Below are 21,140 nucleotides of genomic sequence, written 5' to 3' on the forward strand. Positions count from 1 at the left end.
CCAGACTAAAATAGACTGTGTAAATAGCCAGTCTCTAGCGTTTATCTACCAGCTAGCGCTCCAGACGATCGAGCCTTACCCTACGATTCATGCCTTTACTAAGCAGAAATCAGTGCCTTCACTGCTTATTCTGCTCACACTGAGCTGCCCTAAAACAGGAGGGTAGTTTATTTAATGGCCAGCGCGATGAATAAGACGGGCAAACAAATTATATTTAATCTTGGCAGTTATAAGTATTATTTACAGCTCACCCTTGTTTCATACCATGTAAAAATAAACTGATAAAATAAAAAATATTCTGGTAAGCATTTGCCTGGTATTTATCAAGTTATTATGCTGCTTTACTGGGATGAATTTAATCTCTTTGCTAGAAAGCTTTCTGGCTAAACTTTTCTCGCCTGAATAACTACTGGGTATATCTTTTACTTTTAAAGACAGCTCTGGGAATAGCTTTTCCCGTATGCTTTCAAGGGCTGTTTGTGACTTTATATCATTGATAATATTTTCATGTTTTTTTAGCGTACGCTGCCAAATTGAAAATGCGAGTTTAAGCTCAGCTTTATTTAGTTCATCCAGATTTTCAATCAAACGAGTCTTGCTTTCTAGAGTTGAAATTATATTATTATTTTGCAATGTGTAAGCTGTTTGTTGCGACAGCTGCTCAATCAGTTTTTCTCTCTCACTTTTGCCTATAGTGAGCAAATTATTATGAGAAATTTCAACCTGATAAAATTCAAAGCCTGTAGTTTGCTCAGCAAGCGATGCTGAATCTATAATTTCATATGCCGTTTTAGTATCGATGAAGAGCTCATCAGCAACAAGATCGACTGCCTGCTTTGTTTCGCGAAGACGAATCAGTAGGCGTTCAATATCTACTGGCTGAATTATGTGCTTGGTCGTTTCCAAACAGCTTTGATTAATAATTTCTGGGCGCTCCTGCAGAGGAACGTCTGCGACTGGAATCGAGCTGTCTAGATTAAATAGGGTCTGGCGCTTTATTCGCTGTCTTGAGTTGTCATGTGAGATTTGCAGCGCATAGGCAAATACCTTTGCTGATGGTTGTTGATGCGTTGCCTCAAGATTTAAGCATGCATCAATTGCATGAACATAGCTTGTCAGTGTGGTGCTCTCGTGCAGATGGCCAAGTGCAGTCGATATGCTGGAGAGCGGATATGTCGTGTTGTGGTTGCCTATGAAATCAGCCCAACACTGAGTCACGATGCTTTTACTTGCCAGAGGGTGCTTTTTCTCAGACTGTCGTGAGTAGTGATATGCATACAGCCGTGTGGCCCAGCTATGGCGAAGATGATGAAAACGCAAATTACTGTCACCAGTTTTGAGCTTTATATACTGGCCCAGTGTCGCAATTGTTTGGTTGCGCTCGATTAAATCCCGCGAGTTGCTAGCCTCAGCCATCAATGCCGCTTGTTTGTCAGTTTGCCACTGGACTCCAGCCCATGCTAACAGCTGTGTAAAAGCGCTAGCTTCTGTTTCAGTTAGCGTTTCTAACAAAGGCACAATTCGTTGGCCAGCACTGCTTTTAGTCTCACCGTAAATACTGTTGCGTACGACAATGTTGATTTCACCTTGGTGCTCTTGAACATCTCGGTACTGCAGGCGATGCGCCTCACCAAATCGCAAACCGAATCTGTAACCAAGCATAAGCAGTACCACGTATTGAGCACGTAATCGGTCTGATAAAAAGCTGCTTTGCTTCACTGACTCAATAATGGCTAAGTATTCATCCTCAGTTATGAAATTAGCGTCAGCAAACCCTTCGCCTTTTCCTAGATTTGATAGTCTGAAAATCTCGCTCCAAGCGGGCTCCTCAACTGCGTAAGCTTGAGATAAAAAACAATGAAACTCATACAGTCGGCCAGCAACATCTTCTCTACGGTGTTCCGGTTGCGACTCAAGTATTTCAAGGTAGTAGTTTTCGTACGCATCGGCTTCAAGTGAAAGAAAATCGATATTTGTCATGGTGTTTAGTAATGCTCTGGCCACCATGCAGACATATTTATCTACTGTGCTGAATGCAATATCTTTTTTAGAGCGTGTTCCAAACTTACAGAGGTGAATAGCCCATGCCATCAACAGCATAGCTAGCTGGGGCATCGATTTTTGTTTTGGAATGACGTCCTCTTTTATTAGCTGTTCAAGCTTTCGCTTCTTGGTTGTGGAAAGTTTTTGGTTTCCTGCCGAAGGTGTACTGGCCGCCTGATTAATTAACTGACGTAGCAGGCGCATAAATACGCGTGAATCTTTTTCGGGGCTGCTAGTTGCTGTGAAGCCAGACACGCTAATCGGCGGTCTTATTGTTTGTTTATCTGATAGTGCGGTATTTGTTTGCAAGGCTTTGCCGCTGAGTAAGCGAACCCATTGTGATCGAGGAATAGAGACGCTGACCAGCTTGCCGCTTAGAAAATCAGCTGCATGGCCTGGTGCTTCAAATATGGCTAGGCTTTTACCAACCTCAGCTAGATACTGCCAAACATTGGCCGGTTTATCGGCTCCTGCTGCTATGAGCATTTCAGATATCATTGAACGCAATGTTTGCTTTGAGGTGCTTGTAGTTTCTTTAATCCTGAAAAACCCCTGAATCAAAGCGTGGCATATGTCGTCAGGATGCCACCTGAAAACTGCTTCAGTACTATTCTCTGATAATGGTATTTCAACGCATAACTGCCCAGCGTATTGATAAGTCTCAGCAGACAAGGCCTTCGGGATTGCTTGCAGAAAAACAGTGTTACCAAATCTGCCAAAAAGAGCGGCTGCAATTATTATTTCAGCTGTTCTGCGTGTAGGGCATGGAAGCTGTTTATCGTATGCATTATTTAGATATTCAAGAAAGTTTTTGCGTAGCGATTCAGCGTTTTTATAAGCCGTTATTGAACCCTCCTCAAATGGAGACGCTTCCACATTAATAGCTCGAAGCTGCGCTTGATTTCTCAGTAGCTTTTTGCCTTCTCTGGTTCGTGAAATAAACCTATAGAGTAGCTTCAAGCAGCGGTTGGCTTGCGATACCGGTGCGTGTACTGCGATATATTTAGCCGCATCTTGAATGTGCTCAGTTGTGCTAATCCTTTCAGCTTCATTTGTAGCTTGAGCTAAAGCTGCTCGAATAATGTCTTTGTTTTGGCCGGACTTCAGCCTGCGTTGCTTTTGCCGCAGGGCAAAACCCAGTATTTTTTTCTCTACAGAACTGATGTTATTGGGCTGTTTCTTCAGCGAGGTAGCGTTTTTTGGCAACCGAACAGGCGATGGTATTGCGTTCCAGGCTAGCCTTTCCATGTAGGCCTGAGCATGTGTACGTATTTCTGACAGTACCGTTTGCGCTGACTCGCTGGCAGTCGAGCCAAAGGGGTGGTCGCTTCCAGTAAAGTGGCCAAGCTGGATTTGAGCAAATGCGGCTTGTGAAGTACTCAAGCTCAACTCTGTTGCTGTTGTATGACGTAAAAAATTGATGGGTAGCTGCCAGTAGTCACGCCATCGCTCAATCATCTTTGACGGTATAATTGATTGTACTGGATCACCTTTTGTTAAATCCAAATAGAAAAATAATGAAATCGGATCAGCTCCACCTATAAGGCTGCTTACTTGGTTACGAGTTTTAAAATAAGTTGGATTTTGGTCTAACCAAGCTGCCAATCTCGGCAAATAATCTAGATAGTGCTGCATCTGTTGGCAGGCAATTTCGGGCAGAGCGACAACACGCCAGCTACGCTCCTCGTGTACGACTTTGTCTGAGATCAGCAACCAGCCATTGTCTAAGTCGAAAAGATTTTTTGAGTGGATGGGATCTACCACTGGCCTATGCCCTGTAGCGCAAAATAGCAAAGCGAGCGTGTAGTCAGTAAATGCATTATGGCGTTCTGCAATATCATCCGTTTCCATTGCAGTGGTGATTCGAGCTGCCGCCTGTTGGATGAGTCGGTTAAAAGTGGTTTCTGTTGGGTAGTATCCTGTACGACTCATGGGTTCAGCATCTCCTGTGTTACCTGAGAGTATATTTGTTGAATCATCTCTACAGGGTACGCCGCGTAGTACGAGAGTTTAGGTGGTGCCTGATTTGCGGTTGCAGCAACTAGATACGTGACCAGTGGATCTTGGTACGCCAAAGTGGTTTCAAGAGCCAATGCAGCTGGAATGCGCTCTAGCCTGATACGCTGGAACAATCCATCCTGACGAATCTCATGTAATAATGATCTAACCAACTGTGCTGCCTCTTCCTGCTGGAGGTTAAGCAATTCCCCAAGCGGCTTTGTTTCGCCAGTACATGTAGTCGATATCCACTGCCTTACTGGCTCAGGTAGCTGCAGTATGATTCTGTTGGCTTTTGGCTGAAGATCAGATAACTGCTCAAGGCTGGGGTTAAAAGCTCCTTCTGGTAGCTGAATTTCCCTGATATAAGAACCGCTGTTTGTGAAGGTTTGATCTGGGCCTGCTTGCGTTAAAAGTAAAGACTCGATGCTTAAGCCGGTCACATACATGGAACCAAGAATTGCCGCACTCAGAGCTTGTTTAGCATCAGCTGATGCCATGCCTGTTTTAATTGAGTGTGCCAAATGCTTGCGCTCAATACGCGTGAGACGCCCCCAGTCCGTTGGTACAAGCCTGTGATGTCTACGCAGCCAGTATTCAGATGTTTGCGCCTGGCTATCTGCTGCTGACTCATCTAGCAGCTGAGGAGAAATCAGATCTAAATCGTTTTCATCATTAGTGTTATCCGCATATAAAACAGCCGAGAACACGTCAATAAATTCAGGTGGCTCATTGTTTTCAGCATGGTCGCTGTCAAGCTTTAGGGACGAAATATTCTTTGCAGGTGTTTGTGTGTTTTCACTAGTTGGCGTCAAAACTGTCTTTGCTACTGCCGGCTGGAATTGTGCACGACTTGTTGTGCTTTGTGCAGGTCTAGCAGCTGGTGCGATTTCGAGTAAAGCACGTAGACTGCTTAACAATGGACTCTGATTGTCAGTAGCTATTAACAGCTGTACCGAGTCTCGGAGCTGCTGATGGTAGTTGTAGAAGTTACCCGTAAACTCCGGTAAGGCTACGAGTATCTGCAGATCACCCGTATTTGTCCGAGTTGAAACGCGCAGCTGAATGGCATGACTAATAAGTCCGTCAGAAGATCCGCGTCTTAATAGGGCGTATAAAAATAAAATTTTAAGGCCTAAAGCTTGTTGAGTAACTTTCGGATGACCATCCTGCAGTAGGTATGCGCAAATCGGATAGCGTGTGAAATTACGATTCAGAGGATTTCTGTCGGGACCAGTTTTGGCTGTACGTGGCCATGTTTTAGCTTCGTCAGTTTGGGCTGTATATTGAATGGCATCCAGCCACTGGCTTGCTAAGTGCAGTGGTTCTATATGTGGTAATAACTCTAGGAGTGTCTCGACCAGATTTTTGGGTGCAGGGAACGATAAATCAATATCAAGTATTGACTCAATTTTTAGCAGCAGATGAAAATGTGAGTCGGCTGACTCTAGAGTTTTTGTTAGCCTTCCAGGACTGTTTATATGTTGCATATCGACGCTGGCTCTCTGAGATTTGGCCCGTGCGTCATGGTGTTTTGTGGAAGATAATTTGAGCACCATGCAGCTGGGTAAGTGTCATTTATGATAGCCCTAACGTAACATATAGTGAGTCTAGATTGTGACGCATGATACAGATAATTGAGACTGCGACCATCTAAAGTGACCTTAAATGTCACAAAATAATCTAGCTATAGTCAAGCAGTACGTGGCTTGCAGGCGGTAAATGTCAGTTTATGTAATTTAAGGTAAAAATATCAAACTCTAGGCAGTCTGATATTAACGCCCTCCGAAGGCAGTTCGAATCCCGCCGAGTGCGCCATTTCCCTTTAAAATCAGCATGTTACAGCTGCTGGTTTTGGTCAAAAAAGCTCCAAGAGTGCCGCCCCTAAAAAGCAGAGGTCATTTTTAAATGGTCCCTAGGGCGGATGTCATGACCTCCGCCCGTTTGGTCGCAAAAATCGCTGTTTTTAAATTGAGACCGAGTTGAGACCAAACAGAGACCGGCTTATTTTTGTCCGAAAAATGCAGCTTTAGAAATGACTGCCGCCTTAGAGACCGATTAAGACCGACACACGTCATGCACCTAAATTTGCTCAATGCTCTTTAGCGGCGGCGTGACTGCTGGATTATTGCAATAATTAAGCAATTAAGCGAAATACTTCGACCGCTGAAGTTGCTTACATAGCTCGCCGTCTGGCATAAGCTTTCGCTTGGGGCGACAAAGCTTATTACGCACGTTTACCATGCTCCTAACTCCTATAAAGCTAGTATTCTGCTAGCCAATCCATCTAGCCGTTCTTTAGTTTTTTCCCAGTTGGGCATCACCTGGCTTAAAAGCCGATAAAATCGTTCACTATGATTGTGCTCAGCGATATGACACAGCTCATGCAGGATGACGTAATCGATGCAATCGCGGGGGGCCTTAACCAAGTGTGGGTTTAACGTAATGCGGCCATAAGGTGAGCAGCTGCCCCATTGGGTTTGCATGGTAAGGATACGAATGGGTGGGCGTTCTTGCACCCACAGTGCTTGCTCTAAAAGCACATCCAGCCGTCTGGCAAACACTTCTCTGGCGCGTATTTTATACCAGTCGTTAAGCAGATTTTTTACTCTAGTCGCATCGCTAGCACGCACTGACACTTCCAACTTGCCGCGAAGCAGTTTGACACCTTGAACTTGATCTGGCTCTACGTGGACTTTCAACAGGTATTGCTTACCTAAGTAGTAATGGCTTTCCCCGCTGATGTACTTACGCAAGGTGACATGTTCAAGCTGCTGGCGAAACTCACGCAGTTGCTCGTAAATCCAGCGCCCGCGTTGTTTAACGGCGTACAAAACCGTCTCACTGGTAGCATCCTCTGGGGCTGATACCACCACTCGACAATCTGGATGCACCTTGATTAATACCTTGCTAGTGGCTTTCGGGCGCAGCACGCGCTCAAAGTTGATGCGCTCATCACCGTAACAAAAGCTCAGCGGCTGACTGTTTGACTTAATCAAAGCGTTCATAACGTTACGCGACACTCAAGCCAACACGAGTGATTTGCACCACCATCTCGACAACTTTCTTGGCTTGATCCATCCCACCACCAATAGTTTTGCACTCCTTGAACATCAGCGGCAGTAGCTTTTTACGGATGTCGGCTTCGATGTTCTGCGGGTTGATAGAGTTTTCAGCGACCGAAACATCGACCATTTGATCCACTTCAAACGCCAGCTTGATCCATTTTTCTTGCACTTGCTGGTCTGTTGCCACAAACACTTCTGGCAGCAACTTTTTAAATACCCCAAAGTAAGCTTGAGCGTGACGATTGCCGGAGAAAACATCAGGCATATCATCTAAGCGGCGCTCTTGCACTTGCTCTTCAAACTCATGAAACAGCAGGTATTGCTTCAGTGGATGCTCGAATAGCTTTTCGGCTTCCTCAATGGCTTGGCGCAGTAATTTCGAAAACGCTTCTTGTGCATAAGGGTCATCGCGTAACTCCTGTTCAATCATGCGTGTCACGCGGGTTTTGATGATATCGGTCTCGTTGCGAGTTTTATCTTCGCTCCAGTCCTCCATCTGCTGCTGACCCATCTTGCCGACTTCATACACACCGTCAGGGTCTTTTACTTCCACGCCGACCACATGCTTATCCAGCAGTTTTTTGACCTGCTCTGCATATTGGTCATAATCGATTTTTTCGCCAGCATCCTGTTGCACCATTTGCCGTAGGCCAGACAGCTGCTTAACTGTTTCTTTGTAATGGCGGCGGTCCTGATCGCTGAAACTCTTATCTTCAAAGAAAGTGGCCGATTGCAGTGCAACTTTTAAGCAACTGGCGAATGCGGTCAAGGCTTCGTAGAAGTCTTCGCGCACCTTTAAGTTCACATCAACCAGCTCTCCGCTACGCTCTTCAATCTTTGGAACCAGCACCTGACGCAGCTGCTCGATGTCGTTCTTGTTTTTCGCACCATCGAATATGGCCCATAGTTGCTTATACAGCTGCGGTAGGCGCTTGTACTCGGTACTCATCTGATTATAAAGGCCAGCAATATCATTGATGTCGTAGCCGCCCTGAGTGCGTGAAGCCAGATCCTGATATTTCTGAATGGTGGTATCGAGCTCGCTTAAAATGCCGCGATAATCAATCAATAATCCAAACTTTTTCTTAGGATGCAGACGATTTACTCGGGCAATGGCTTGAATCAGATTGTGCTCTTTCAGGGGCTTATCAATATATAGAACTGTATTTTTGGGCTCATCAAACCCCGTCAGCAGCTTATCCACTACAATCAGAACCTTGAGTGAATCGTCCTTATCAAAACGTTCAATTAGATGCTTGGTGTAAGCCTGTTCATCTTGGCTGCCAACATTATCTTTCCACCACTGAGTGACTTCTGGGGTAGTGGATTCATCCACGGCGGTGTTGCCTTCACGGCTATCGGGCGGGCTCATCACTACCGCCGATTCAAACAAGCCTGCTTCATCCAGATATTTTTTGTATTTAATGGCCGAGGCTTTACTATCGCAGGCTAATTGGCCTTTTAAACCCTCATCGATGTTTTTGATGAAATGGTTGGCAATATCTAAAGCAATTAAACGAATGCGATCATCGGCTGCATAGACTTGACCTTTTCTAGCGAACTTGCGTTTCAAGTCTGCTTTTTGTTCGTCTGCAAGCCCTTCGGTGATCCGCTCAAACCAGCTATCAATCGCACGCTCGTTAACATCTAAATCAGGAATGCGCTCTTCATACAGCAGGGGCGTAACCGCTTGGTCTTCCACGGCACGCTGCATCGTGTAGGCGTGCACAATGGGGCCAAACTTATTGGTGGTTTTGTCATCTTTTAGCAGTGGTGTGCCGGTGAAAGCCACAAAGGCCGCATTGGGTAGTGCCTGCTTCATACGAATATGGTTTTCACCGCCTTGACTGCGGTGGCCTTCGTCAATCAGTACAATAATATCGGCGCTGGTATTCACACATTCCGGCAGCTTGGTTGCCGTGTTGAACTTCTGAATAAGCGAGAAAATAATACGCTCATTACCTTTACCAATTTGCTCAGCTAAGCGTGTGCCCGAGGTAGCCATGGCTGCGGCTTTGTCTTTTTTACCAGCCAGTTCACCGCCAGAGGCAAAGGTATTACTCAGCTGGTTTTCCAAGTCGACTCGGTCAGTGACCACCACAATGCGACATTGCTTGAGGCTATCGTGCAGAATCATGGCCTTACTTAAAAACACCATGGTAAAAGACTTGCCTGAGCCTGTGGTATGCCAGATCACCCCACCTTCACGGCCGCCAGTGCTATTTCGAGTATTGATGCGTTCAATCAGCCGCTTGATACCAAACACTTGTTGATAGCGAGCAATGATTTTACCGGCTTTTTTATCGAACAAAGTAAAGTAACGTGTTAACTCTAATAGCCGAGAGGGGCTAAGCAGGCTAATCAGGAGTTGATCTTGTCGAGTGACAGCCAGCTCACCACCCGCAATAAGATTTTGATACCAATGTAAGTCTGCAGTTGGCCGGTGGCTAAATAGTTTTGTTACTTGTGTGGCTGACAGTTGTTTGTTTTTAACCGCATACATTTGGGCGTCGGTAAAATCTTCTTCTCGCCAAACTGCCCAAAACTTCGCTGGCGTACCACAGGTACCATAACGCCCTTCATTGCCGTTGATCGACAGCAGCAGCTGGCTGTAAGCGAATAATCGCGGTATCTCGTCGTGGCGTTGATTGCGCAAACACTGTGAAACACCTTCATTGATAGTCGGACCTTTTTGGCTGTTGCCATCGGGCCGTTTAGCTTCAATCACCACCAGCGGTATACCGTTCACAAAGCACACAATATCAGGCCGGCGACTTTCTACGCCGCCAGAGCGGGTTACAGTAAATTCTTCGGTAAATACAAAGCTGTTATTGCTTGGGTTTTGCCAATCAATCAGCGCGATAGTGGGGTTGGCCTTTTTACCCTCGACAAACTCAGTCACGGAAATGCCGTACAGCAGGTGGTTGTACAGCCGTTCATTGGCGGTGAGCAGACCTTCATTTAGCGGGGGGCTGCACACCTCGGCGATCAGGTTATCGATGGACTTTTCAGACAACGGATAGTCTTTGTCAGCAAAGGTAAAAGTGCGCTTTTGCAGCTCACTACGCAGCACCGACCGCAACACCACTTCGTCAGTTTTCCCACTACGTGCAACCAGTGCTTGCTCGGGCGAGAGAAACGACCACCCTAAGTTAGTTAATAACGTCAGTGCTGGTAGCTTGGCACTGTATTCTTCCTGAAATTTTGGGGTGTAGTGCTCAGTCATCAACGCAGATTCCTTGCTGTTTCAACCAGTTCAAACCTTTAGCTGTTACTCGGTAGGCCTGTTCTGGATGGTTAATCACTTCTGGGTGGGTGTAATCGATCAGTCCTTCTTGTTCACGCAATGGATTAAGGTGTGCGCTTTTTAATGTCTTAACCTGTCGCCCATTCAGTAAGGTAGCAAGCTGCTCAGCACTATAAGAACGCAGTGCGCACAACCAGACAATCAATGGCCACATTTTGTGCTTGCGTGCTTTGGTTGTTAGTGCACCGAGTTTTTTTTGCAAATCAGCTGGCAGCTCACTTGTATTTGTAATGAGGTCACCTGTATTTGCAGCTAGGTCACCCGTATTTGCAATGAGGTCACCTGTATTTGAGTCATTTGCAGCAAATAATGGTAGGTCGTTTTCGGCCATATTCTTATCAGTCAGGCGATAATAAGTTGCTGAACCTGCACCGCCTTGCTCCAGCAAATGATAATGATGATGCAGACGCTTAAGTACTTGGCTAGCTGACAGCGTATCCAACGCCGTAATGGCGCGTAAACCAGCGTTATCAACCGCACCTGTTTCCTTAGCCAGGATCAAGGCTCGCGCCTCATTGTCCGACAGCTGTAACGGGGCAAACTGTTTAAGCCACTGTAGCTGTTCCTCACCCAGCAACTGATGCAAGAGATAAGTCGCCTGAAACTCATTAGCCAGTACATTACTGGAAAAAACAGGTGCAGTAAGACCTGCCTTATCAAGTAAGCGCCGCATGGTACGAATGCCGGAGCCTTTGGTTTCTGCAAGGTTAAGATCGTACAGAACCGCTGCCAGAATAGGGTTGCGCAGTTTTGAGCCCATCTCGCCTAGCATGGCTTCTGGTTTTAGTGAATAACCTGCATTACGAATCTCAATGCGGTTGCTGTAACGCACAACCATAATGGGTTGATGTACTTGATAGTCACGGTGCATAACCGCATTTACAACCGCTTCGCGTATTACTTTATAAGGCAATAAAGGTGCATCGGTTCGTTGCAAATCGCCTTCTTTTAAACGGAAATGCTTGGGTAAATCATCAACTATGGCACTTTCTAGTTTTGGAATAAGACGCAGCAACGGTTCACGTAGATCCAGCGTTGTCACAAAGCGTTGATCTGGATCTTCTACCCATTGGCTACCGGCAATACGAACGTAATCCACACGCACTGCAGGCAGTAATCTGCGTAACGACAAAGGCTTCCCCAGTAGCAGTAACCCAGCCACGTTAGGCACCCAGCGCTCTCCTTGTTTTTTAACCAGATTCAATGCCCGTAACATATCGGTATCACTAGCATCTAGCTCTTCGGCATTGGGGCGAATTCTGGCGCGCAAACTGCGATATAACTCAATGGCTGCTGGATCTAGGTCGTCCCACTGCGCATCGGCGAGTACAATTTGCTCAAAACCCAGGCCGCTTTTTGCCAGTAGCAAAGGCTCTATATCGGCTTGAGTGCATTCGTAATCGCCATTCAGCCCCCGCCGCCAGACACCTGTTTTGCGTTTATTTTTGCTATCAAACCTTCCTTTGAACGTACAGGGCTTGGCGACTGGATCCAGTTCGGGAACAAATACCACAATAACAGTTTGACCTTCCAGAAATACGGCTTGAGCTTCTATCGGTATGATTTGTTCAAACTGATCACGGCAATTAGCCTGTAGGGCTCCTAGCAGTTGGTCAGTGTTACTAACACCTGACACATAAAATTGCTCATGCTGCTCATCAGGCTCACTGATACCCAGTAATAAATAACCACCACCCAGCCCTGGCTCATTAGCAAACGCACACACGCTTTGCATAACCGAGCTGCCAATATCGCTGCCGCGCTTAGCTTCAATGCGCTGGCATTCGTCGAGCTGGCGTAATTGTTCTAGCAGTGATTCTGCGGAAAACTCATTCAACATACGTGGCTCTTGGGTTATGAATAATTAATGCTAGTAGCTTGGGTTTGTAGTGTGTCATTCGTTATCTCTCTTTAAGCCCTACTGCTCGTGGTGCGATATGTTTTTAAGTACGTATTTATTACTGTTTTGACTAAGCTATGGAGTTTCAGGCTTGGTTCGATAATCAGCCTGAGTGCTATTCATATGCCACACGGAAGAGAATGAAGCACTTCGAGACTCTGGCCTATTATTCGGAGTTTTTATTTTCACTGTCATAGGGAAAGGGAAATCAACACCCAGCAAAAGAGCTTCACCTTGACCTAGAACAGGTAAAAAAGAAGCGGAACGTTGATCGATTGAACCAACTGCTTTTTTCACCACCTCCTGATCTTTCTCATTAGTTAGTCTATGCACAATTAATGTCCCTATCTGGCTTAGAACGTCCTCAGGTACATCGCGTGGACGCTGAGTAGCTATAACAACATTCAGACCGTATTTACGTCCCTCTTTTGCGATATTTCCAAAAGAGTCGAGCGCAAAGCTTGATGTTTCGTCGCCAATTTTCTTATTTAAGAACTGGTGTGCTTCATCAATAAAAACTAGTAATGGTTTATCGTGATTAATATCACCCTCACGTGCACAAGACAGCAGCTTTCTACCAATAGCGTTAACTAATATTTCTCTCGCATTGGCTTCAAATGGAATTGCAGATAAATCTAGTCGTATAACTTCACCTTCTGATGAATCACACAGTTTTTCAACAATACTGGGTATCGTCTTAAGTGACTGATCAACATCAAGGAGCCACTTTAGATTGGAATTAGCTGCCATCGCTTTTACTCGAGCTATAAGGTTCAAGCAATGGCCAACATCGTTTTCAGCTCGATTACCCCATATAGTCAGATTAGGATTTGCAGCGGTGCCTCCATTAGGCCAAACACACTCTTCTATTATTTGCGTAGCTAAATTTGTGAATGACCATGGAATAGGTTGTTCGATGCTGCTAATTACCTGCACAGCATTTTCAAAGCTCGCTTTAGTTTGACCTGATTTTGTTAAACAGTAGTTAGCTGTAATTGGTAGGCCATGACTGGTGTGTTGCCAATACTGAGTAACAACCTTTAAGCTTCTTATAGCTTCATCTAGTTTAGGTGCTTGACTCTGCGCAGAAGGCCTTAATAATGCCCTAATATCTGAATCTGCGAACATCCAATGAGGATATGTAAGCTTGTTGCTAATGTTTGCTTTTGGATTCTCACCAACGTAATAACTGGTGCAGGGTAGGTTTGAAAACTCCCCTGTGGCATCCAACAGGAGAACCTTGCCACCAAACTTGTGCACATTTTCTATTAGATTAGCCATGGTGAAGCTTTTACCGCCGCCAGTAGACCCCAAAACAGCACAATGCCTAGCAAAAAGCTTTTCAGGCGTTACATGTATAGTAACGGAGGAATCGTGGGGCATTTCTGCTATTGGCAGCTGTAAGTAGTCAGTACTCGTACCAATGGTGCCTTCAGCCAACATTGATACTAGCTTTGGATGAGCTGCATAAACTTGCGCTCCGAGTTTAGGGTATTGCTTAATACCTTTAAAATTCAGGCCAGTTTCAACATCAACGCTCACTAATAGTTGAACTAAACCAATAGGGTTATTGTTCGGTTTGCTATCATCGAAACCATCAACACTCAGACGCTCACCACTTTCCAGCCAGACCTTAACTACACGCGCAAGAATTGTGAGCTGCCCACAGTCAATGAACACAAACTCGTTTACTTCACCTACTGGCAAGCGAGTACCCAATATCCATGTGTGCTCACCTGTCCCCGCTTTTGTCAGGTTGATTTTTGCTTCAGTTGCAGACACTTCCAATAAGCTACCAATACGTCTTTTACTATCGTGAGGGGAGAACCACTTATCTCTCATTGCTCACTCCCCTTGGCAATAACTTGCTCAAACATGCTGAGTAAAGTTTCTTCAGGGCTAGGTTTGTGTCTGTTTGGCAATAAACTAGCGAGAGATTTAAATGAACAATCAGCGATGCCTATTCTCGAATCCCCGGCTTTTATTGCGCTCATAAACTGTGTTCGAACTTCCGCATTAAATGAGCCATTTGTATCAAAAGGATCTTTCGTTGCCACCATAATCATAAATTCAGGGTTAGTGCGCAACGCCATAGTAATGGCATTATTTAGATGCTTATCATTAAATCCAAAACCAACGCACAGCAATGCTGTTTTTGGTTTTTGAACAGCTTCAAGGAATGCGGCCATCATATCTAGATAAGGCGAATCATAGGAGTTTTGATATTTGGTACTACTGGGATAGATAAATACAGGTTCACCACCAACTGCTGCGGATTCATCTTTTTTATACACACCTGTGCCTCTTCTAACCCAATCTACAGAGCCGTGCACTTTGTATAAATGAATTATATTAGTAAGGTACGCCCCACCTTTCTCTGATGCTTGGCTTCTATTAACGATATCGTATTGATACCAAGCTGGGTTAAAGCGATAAGGCTTAGAAAACTCAAAGCCATCAATAACTATTACTCCAGTGTTAGAAGCAGCGACCTCAAAAGCTAAATCATAGTTAGTTGTGAATACTTTTAGTCGTTTCTGTTTAGGTGATCTTTTGCCTAAAGTATTGATAAATTTGTTATGTGATTGCCAGTCTTCACTTTTAACTTTGTCAACAAAGCTGGTTTCTTTAATTATTTTATTCTTGGCTTCACTTAAAAAGTTCGTAACTCGCCGCTGTCTTGTTGCGCTTAAATTCTTAAGCGGCAAATAGGAGTCACATAAAGAAAGTAGGAGTTCAATATCTTTTTTCTGTTCACCATCCGGCCAAGTTCCAGCCACATCAGCATAATTAACAGACTTTAGAACTTCCTCAAATTTGCTCGCATCCAAACTCTCACAGCTATGCCACAGGTCGGTCATGCTGGGAGCTATTGCAGCTTGCCCATCTTTATTAAAAGTAAGTGAGGTACCAGAGCCTGCCAAAATAATAAGATTTTCAGCATCAACGAGTTGATTGACGAATCTTACGAGCGAAGAAACAACCTTATTTTCCTTGTCATCAATATCAACACTTGCCGGCATGTTGTTATCATCAAGCTGATTAGCTTCAGATGAATAAAATGATATTTCTGTCATAACCTATTCTCCTTATGGTTTTACCCGACGCTTGCCTGTCAATAGCTGCTGCATCAGTGCTTTTTTCTCTTGCTTTAAGGCATCTATTTTTTGCTCCAGGCTCTCGATTTCTTGGTCGGCTGAAGTAAGCACAGCAGCGATTTTTTGTTGTTCTTTTTTGTCTGGTAGAGAAATAACTAAATTTGAAAATATTGAGATCCAATGACGCTGGTGCCCACCGATAATAAAGTTAAGCATCTGCATAGCTTCAAATACATATTTGATGTTCACATTAGGCTTTGCTGTGAGTATTTTCAGTGCACTTGATTTTGCTTTAAATGGAAAGTCTACAAACTTACATGCCGTCGTGAAGTCATCGAATATCACTACTGGGAAATCAATATCGTATACTCCATCTGTTTCGTCTGTGTAACCAAGGATGAACGTCTTTCCTGCTGTTAAAACAGGGGTTTTGAAGTCATTTGAGTAGTTGGTTGATTTCACTAAATAAGGTGTTGGTTGTTTATAATCCAGTAGTTGGCCAAGCTCAACTCTCTTCCACTCTCCACTAAACCTAACCCCATTATCATCCAGCAGGCGCTTTTTGCCGGTGAGGAGTTGTTGCATCAGGGCTTTTTTCTGCTGCTGGCTGTTGGCGAGTAGTTGTTCGGTGGTGGTGATGGCTTTATCCCATGTGGATAGGATTTGGGCGATTTTCTTTTGTTCGGGGAGTGGTGGAATAGGTAATTTGATTCCTTTTATTATGCCAACAGTCAATTGAGGCTGTGCTGAACCAAAGGAGGCTGCCTCAATTTGCTTGCCAACAATGAAGGATCGACACAAAGCGTAAAAGAACTCGGGCAATAGCTCGGATTGAGTAGGATCAATCACTACCATTCCCGAGTTGATACGCATCACATCGTATGGAACAGAATTATCAAAATAAGCAAATTGACCAACACTTCCTCTAGTTGTGAGGACTATATTACCGCGTTCAACCCTGCCTTTTCTGAGTTTTTTGTCTTTATCCTCATTTATAAACTGTAACTCTTCAAACAGGAAACCTGCCTTCGTAACGTTCTTAGCGCTCAAAAATAAACAGTATCCGGTTTCAAGAAAGTCACCAGCCTTTGGATATTCTTTCCCCCGATCGCCATCAACAACCTTTATCTTAGCGCTATCAAGAGATTTGAAACTCCAATCCTCAGGCACCATATCCCATCTCCTTTAAATAACTCGCCATTTCAGCCTCTCTTCCCAACGCCCACCAATAAGGCTCAAAGCTGCGTTTAACGCTGTCTGCGACTAGCGCAATAAAGCTGCTGTAATCGCCTGTGCAATGAGCGGTGTCCAGTGCTTCGTAATAGGCTAAGCGTTGCTCTACCTCAATAACGGTGGCTGGAAAGCCCGACTGCATAAGTACTAAGTTCATCAATAAGCGTGAGGTGCGGCCATTGCTATCGGTAAAGGGGTGTATTTTTACAAACTCACCATGCACACGGGCAGCACGTTCAACAGGGTGTAAGGCTTGGGCGTCGGTTGTGTACCACGCTATAAAGGCTTGCATCTGCTCAGGTACTTGTACGGCTTGTGGTGGTTTGTGGTTAGCACCAGAAATCAGCACGTTCACTTGGCGATAACGGCCAGCATTATTGTTAGAAGGGTCGGCATCGATGTTTTTCAGTACCAGTTGATGCAAAGATTTAACGCTGTACTCATCTAAAGGCTGTTGTTTGGTGACTAAATCTTCAACAAACAAAATGGCATCGCGGTGGTTAATGGCTTCTAAGTGTTCACGCAGGGTTTTACCGCCAATGGTAATGCCTTCCAGTGCCACCTTGGTTTTTTTAAGCGTGAGGGTATTACCTTCAATCGCGTTGCTGTGGTAGGTCCACTGCAGAACTAAATTCTCATGTAGGTTGCTGACTATTTCAGCGGGCAACGGGCGTTGTTCGTCTAGCCTGGCTTTGAGTAAGTCAGCAAGCTTAAACAACTTATTATTGTTCATTTTTAGTTTCCGCAGTATCAGAATCTTTTGGCAGTGCTTGGTTTTGCTTGGCTAGCTTTTTTTCTTCTGCTTTAACACGCCTTGCCAGCTTTGTTAAGTCTTCTTCGGCTGGAAGATTTTCTGGCTTAATTCCACGTTGCCCAAGCATGGAGCGCACACTGGTGTTATTTTGTATATGCTCTGCAGTTATTGAGCCTTCACCCTGTAAGTTTTCTTGTTGAACATTATGATTGGTCATTTCTGTCGCTAAATTTTTAGCTGCGATAGTTAGCGTAGGCAAAAAGTCGGCTAGCGGCCGAGTCGCCACAATACCATAGCGATCTTTCATGGTTTGGGTGGTGTTTCCGCCAAATAAGGCTTGATCGCCTCTGGAGCGGATGCGGCCAAAGCCTGCGCCATCAACTCCACGTTCGTGGATGTTTTGTGACAGTTCTTTTTCCGACTCTTTAAGGCGCTCTCTAGCATCCATACGCGCCTGAAGACGCATTCTATCTTCAATAATTTCTTGCTTTCTGGTTTGCACGGCAAAGTAGCTTTGCGCAAAAGCAATTTCAGGTTTGCGTGAATCAGCATTTTGCGCAATCAGTAAGCAGGCATAGCGAGTAAGCATATAGTCTTCAACAGGACGGTTTGCACCTTTGCCTGTTTCGATCATTTTCGTGACGCCACGAAAATGATCTGAAGCTAGGATGTTTGCGGCTTCGCAAGATTCTATAGCGCGGTTGATAGCTGTTTTAAAGTTTTCCCAGCGCGCATAACCAAGCGGGGCTTGAAGGTCACGAGCAAACCAAAACTCTATGCCTTGCTCGTCGGTCTTTTGAACCCTTGATTCCAAGGTCTGCCTAAGTGTTTGTAGGTGTGTGCTCATGGCTAGTTACTCCCCACATCATCAATTTTTCGCTGGTTACTTGTATCAATTTCGACCATTTTGCTGACGTCAGCAAAATAGTCGGAAATCCCATGCTGTCTCATTTGCCTGCTCCTTATGCGCCGCTGTGGGTGTAACCCAGCTCTGCGAGGTAGCTTTCCATTTGCTGTTCCAGTTCGGCCAGCTGAGTTTTGAGCTGCTCACGTTCGGCACGTACCGCCATTAGGTCGATTTCTTCTTCCTCTTCAAAGGTATCGACATAGCGCGGAATATTGAGGTTGTAATCGTTATCCTGAACTTCTTTCAGGCTGGCTAAATAGGCGTATTTATCAACCGTTTCGCGAGCCTTATGGGTGGCCAGGATTTTAGCGATATTTTTTTCGCTAAGCTGATTTTGGTTTTTACCTGATTCAAATTCGCGGCTGGCATCGATAAATAGCACATTGCTGTCTGTTTTAGCTTTTTTGAAAATCAAAATAGCGGCTGGAATACCCGTGCCATAAAACAGTTTTTCCGGCAGCCCAATAACTGTGTCCAGCAGATTCTCATCAATGAGTTGCTTGCGAATGCGTCCTTCTGCTGCCCCGCGGAATAACACGCCGTGCGGTACCACAACACCCATACGGCCTGTTTTTGGTTTTAGGGTTTCGATCATGTGCAGGATAAAGGCAAAGTCCCCCTTGGTTTTTGGCGGTACACCACGACGGAAACGGCTGAACTTGTCGTTTTCGGCATCTTCATGCCCCCACTTGTCCAAAGAAAAAGGCGGGTTGGCTGTCACTATGTCAAACAGCATTAAATCGCCGTTTTTGTCCAGTAGCTTAGGGTTGCGAATGGTGTCGCCCCATTCGATTTTGTGGTTGTCCTCGCCATGCAAGAACATGTTCATTTTTGCTAATGACCAAGTGGAACCAATGGCCTCTTGGCCATAGAGGGCGTAGTTTTTGCTGCCATGGTTTTCAACAACTTTACGCGCGCACTTCATTAATAATGAGGCGGAGCCACAAGCAGGGTCGCAGATGCTGTCGCCAGGCTGTGGATCCAATAGTGTTGCTATTAACTCTGATACTTCGGGCGGAGTATAGAACTCACCAGCCTTTTGGCCACCACTGGCAGCAAAGTTTTTAATCAGGTATTCGTAGGCATTGCCAATCACATCCAGCGTGCCGACACGGCTGGGCTTGAGGTTGAGCTCGGGTTTGGCAAAGTCTTCTAGTAAGTGACGCAAAATCGTGTTCTTTTGTTTTTCTTCACCCAAACGGTCAGTGTTGAAAGAGATGTCTTGGAACACACTTTTGCCAGCGTCTTTCAGCTTAGTGCCGTTGGCTTCTTCAATGGCATGCAAGGCTTGGTCGATACGCTCACCGTTACCCGGCTCGTGACGACGCTCGTACAAGGCATAGAAACTGGCTTCTTTGGGCAGCACGAAGCGCTCGTTTTTCATCATCTCATGGATCAATTCAGGCTCGTCGCCATACTCAGTCTGATAGCCTTCATAGTGGTCTTGCCAGACGTCCGAGATGTATTTGAGAAACAGCATGGTTAGGATAAAGTCTTTATAGGTGTCGGCGCTGATGGTGCCGCGGAAAGTATCGCAGGCTGCCCATAAAGCTTTGTTGATGCTGTCTTGATTAACTTTGTTGTTCATGAGCTTTTCTCCATAAGTAGGTGCTGGAACATGCCTTGCAGCATGGTTTCACGGTTGCTTAATAAGGCTTGTGTCAGCTGCTGTTCCTTTTCCCACAGTTCATTCAAGTGTAGGATTTTTTGCTGAGTTGATAGGTCAGGAATTGCCAGTTCTAGCTCTTTGGCGAGCTTTGCGTTCAGCATGACTAAACTTGTGCCTTGGCTTCCTGCGCCTTCGGATATCCAGTGTTGCATTTCTGGGCGGTTGAGAGACCAGCAGAGAAATTCTGGCAGTATGCCTTGTTTGGGCGTAATCACTAGAAATTGGCTACTGACAACCACAGGCAGTTCAGATGACTGATCTGGTACTAAACACGAGGCTCGAAAATAACCGCCCTTACTGCCGCGAGAGGGTAGTAATACTGTGCCTAGGCTAGCGAAGGCTTTATCTTTGCCTTCCCATTTAATCATGGGCAGCTGATGAGCATGCAGCCTAGCAGTATGAGTTGTCTCCCACGCGCTGCGTACATCTTTAATCTGCGCCACATGCGCGTTGCCACCGACTGAGACCTCTTCGACTTTCTCTCGAAAGGTAAAGCCTGTGCGGATATCGGCTATATCTCCGAGAGCCTTTAACTTAGTGGGTTTGCGCATGTGGTGCTCCTTTATGGGTGTTGCACAGGGCTGGCTTTAAATACAGCGGCAGGTGGCAATCTGTCGCTGATACTAGCCCTTAAAAATATACAGTAGGCAGTTAACGACTGCCTACTGTAAGCGCATACTGCACTGGCAGTGCTTTGCTGTCAATAAAAATACGCAGTAGGAGGATAATGACTTATGAGGGCTATTTAGTTTTGTTAGCTAACGGTGAAAAAGCAGTAGTGGCTGGATTTAAACAGAGCGCCGCTATGTAGGCCGAAGCGCTAGATTAGATTGAGTGCGCTGACGTAAGCCACACCTTGCAACAGTGGTTATATATTTTTAGTGGTGTGCTGCCAAACCGCTGCGCGCCATTCTAGCAATTGGGGTAAACAGTTTACTAATAACAGTGGCTTAGCCCCGCACAATTCTGAAAGAAGATCTGCAAGCGGATAATCAGCCGATTCTTTGCCATGCAGCAAGATATCAACAGTTCTTTGTGGACTTCCCCTAAAACACTAGACACTCCTTAAGTTAGAATAAACCTTTAGGAGAGCATCATGGCAAAACCACGTTTTACACCTGAATTCAAAGCTGAGGCCATCAAACAAATAACCGAACGCGGTT

Annotated in this window: 12 protein-coding genes; all 12 read right to left on the bottom strand. The window is 45.2% G+C overall.

The window, feature by feature from the left end:
- Window positions 1-258: 258 nt before the first annotated feature.
- The 12 genes from TOI97_RS11970 to TOI97_RS12025 all read right to left on the bottom strand — a co-directional run bounded on the left by TOI97_RS11970 (window position 259) and on the right by TOI97_RS12025 (window position 20,528).
- Window positions 259-3,975 carry a tyrosine-type recombinase/integrase gene (locus TOI97_RS11970; protein WP_321554366.1) on the bottom strand — a complete coding sequence of 1,239 codons (3,717 nt, stop codon included), beginning with the start codon at window positions 3,973-3,975 and terminating at the stop codon, window positions 259-261.
- Window positions 3,972-5,600 (bottom strand): hypothetical protein, encoded by a 1,629-nt coding sequence (locus tag TOI97_RS11975; protein ID WP_321554367.1) that lies wholly within the window; start codon window positions 5,598-5,600, stop codon window positions 3,972-3,974. The genes TOI97_RS11970 and TOI97_RS11975 overlap by 4 nt, the downstream gene beginning before the upstream one ends.
- 696 nt (window positions 5,601-6,296) lie before the next feature.
- Window positions 6,297-7,064: a M48 family metallopeptidase gene (locus TOI97_RS11980; protein ID WP_321554368.1), complete on the bottom strand. Its 768-nt coding sequence runs from the start codon at window positions 7,062-7,064 to the stop codon at window positions 6,297-6,299.
- Window positions 7,054-10,335, bottom strand: a complete 3,282-nt coding sequence (locus TOI97_RS11985; protein ID WP_321554369.1) for a type I restriction endonuclease subunit R — start codon at window positions 10,333-10,335, stop codon at window positions 7,054-7,056. The genes TOI97_RS11980 and TOI97_RS11985 overlap by 11 nt, the downstream gene beginning before the upstream one ends.
- Window positions 10,328-12,256, bottom strand: coding sequence for an ATP-binding protein (locus tag TOI97_RS11990; protein ID WP_321554370.1), 1,929 nt, complete (start codon window positions 12,254-12,256; stop codon window positions 10,328-10,330). Before TOI97_RS11990 ends, TOI97_RS11985 begins: the two co-directional genes overlap by 8 nt.
- Before the next feature lie 135 nt (window positions 12,257-12,391).
- Complete coding sequence (locus tag TOI97_RS11995; protein WP_321554371.1) at window positions 12,392-14,158, bottom strand: ATP-binding protein; 1,767 nt, start codon at window positions 14,156-14,158, stop codon at window positions 12,392-12,394.
- Window positions 14,155-15,393, bottom strand: coding sequence for an SIR2 family protein (locus tag TOI97_RS12000; protein ID WP_321554372.1), 1,239 nt, complete (start codon window positions 15,391-15,393; stop codon window positions 14,155-14,157). Before TOI97_RS12000 ends, TOI97_RS11995 begins: the two co-directional genes overlap by 4 nt.
- A 12-nt stretch (window positions 15,394-15,405) precedes the next feature.
- Window positions 15,406-16,587 carry a restriction endonuclease subunit S gene (locus TOI97_RS12005; RefSeq protein WP_321554373.1) on the bottom strand — a complete coding sequence of 394 codons (1,182 nt, stop codon included), beginning with the start codon at window positions 16,585-16,587 and terminating at the stop codon, window positions 15,406-15,408.
- The gene (locus TOI97_RS12010) at window positions 16,577-17,380 is read right to left on the bottom strand and encodes a Fic family protein (RefSeq protein WP_321554374.1); all 804 of its coding nucleotides are present in this window, start codon (window positions 17,378-17,380) and stop codon (window positions 16,577-16,579) included. The genes TOI97_RS12005 and TOI97_RS12010 overlap by 11 nt, the downstream gene beginning before the upstream one ends.
- Window positions 17,370-18,248, bottom strand: a complete 879-nt coding sequence (gene dinD / locus TOI97_RS12015) for a DNA damage-inducible protein D (RefSeq protein ID WP_321554375.1) — start codon at window positions 18,246-18,248, stop codon at window positions 17,370-17,372. The genes TOI97_RS12010 and dinD overlap by 11 nt, the downstream gene beginning before the upstream one ends.
- Window positions 18,249-18,363: 115 nt before the next feature.
- Window positions 18,364-19,896 (bottom strand): type I restriction-modification system subunit M, encoded by a 1,533-nt coding sequence (locus tag TOI97_RS12020; RefSeq protein WP_321554376.1) that lies wholly within the window; start codon window positions 19,894-19,896, stop codon window positions 18,364-18,366.
- On the bottom strand, window positions 19,893-20,528 hold the full coding sequence (locus tag TOI97_RS12025) for a restriction endonuclease subunit S (protein ID WP_321554377.1): 636 nt from the start codon (window positions 20,526-20,528) through the stop codon (window positions 19,893-19,895). Before TOI97_RS12025 ends, TOI97_RS12020 begins: the two co-directional genes overlap by 4 nt.
- Window positions 20,529-21,140: the final 612 nt, after the last annotated feature.

The organism is Denitrificimonas halotolerans (assembly GCF_034259425.1).
In the GTDB taxonomy this organism is placed as follows: Bacteria; Pseudomonadota; Gammaproteobacteria; order Pseudomonadales; family Pseudomonadaceae; genus Denitrificimonas; species Denitrificimonas halotolerans.

Excerpts from the sequence above, each read along its gene's own strand:
- TOI97_RS11990 (WP_321554370.1), bottom strand. The coding sequence starts at position 12,256 with ATGTTGAATGAGTTTTCCGCAGAATCACTGCTAGAACAATTACGCCAG.
- TOI97_RS12025 (WP_321554377.1), bottom strand. The coding sequence starts at position 20,528 with ATGCGCAAACCCACTAAGTTAAAGGCTCTCGGAGATATAGCCGATATC.
- dinD (WP_321554375.1), bottom strand. The coding sequence starts at position 18,248 with ATGAGCACACACCTACAAACACTTAGGCAGACCTTGGAATCAAGGGTT.
- TOI97_RS12010 (WP_321554374.1), bottom strand. The coding sequence starts at position 17,380 with ATGAACAATAATAAGTTGTTTAAGCTTGCTGACTTACTCAAAGCCAGG.
- TOI97_RS11995 (WP_321554371.1), bottom strand. The coding sequence starts at position 14,158 with ATGAGAGATAAGTGGTTCTCCCCTCACGATAGTAAAAGACGTATTGGT.
- TOI97_RS11970 (WP_321554366.1), bottom strand. The coding sequence starts at position 3,975 with ATGAGTCGTACAGGATACTACCCAACAGAAACCACTTTTAACCGACTC.
- TOI97_RS12005 (WP_321554373.1), bottom strand. The coding sequence starts at position 16,587 with ATGGTGCCTGAGGATTGGAGTTTCAAATCTCTTGATAGCGCTAAGATA.
- TOI97_RS12000 (WP_321554372.1), bottom strand. The coding sequence starts at position 15,393 with ATGACAGAAATATCATTTTATTCATCTGAAGCTAATCAGCTTGATGAT.
- TOI97_RS11985 (WP_321554369.1), bottom strand. The coding sequence starts at position 10,335 with ATGACTGAGCACTACACCCCAAAATTTCAGGAAGAATACAGTGCCAAG.
- TOI97_RS11975 (WP_321554367.1), bottom strand. The coding sequence starts at position 5,600 with ATGGTGCTCAAATTATCTTCCACAAAACACCATGACGCACGGGCCAAA.
- TOI97_RS12020 (WP_321554376.1), bottom strand. The coding sequence starts at position 19,896 with ATGAACAACAAAGTTAATCAAGACAGCATCAACAAAGCTTTATGGGCA.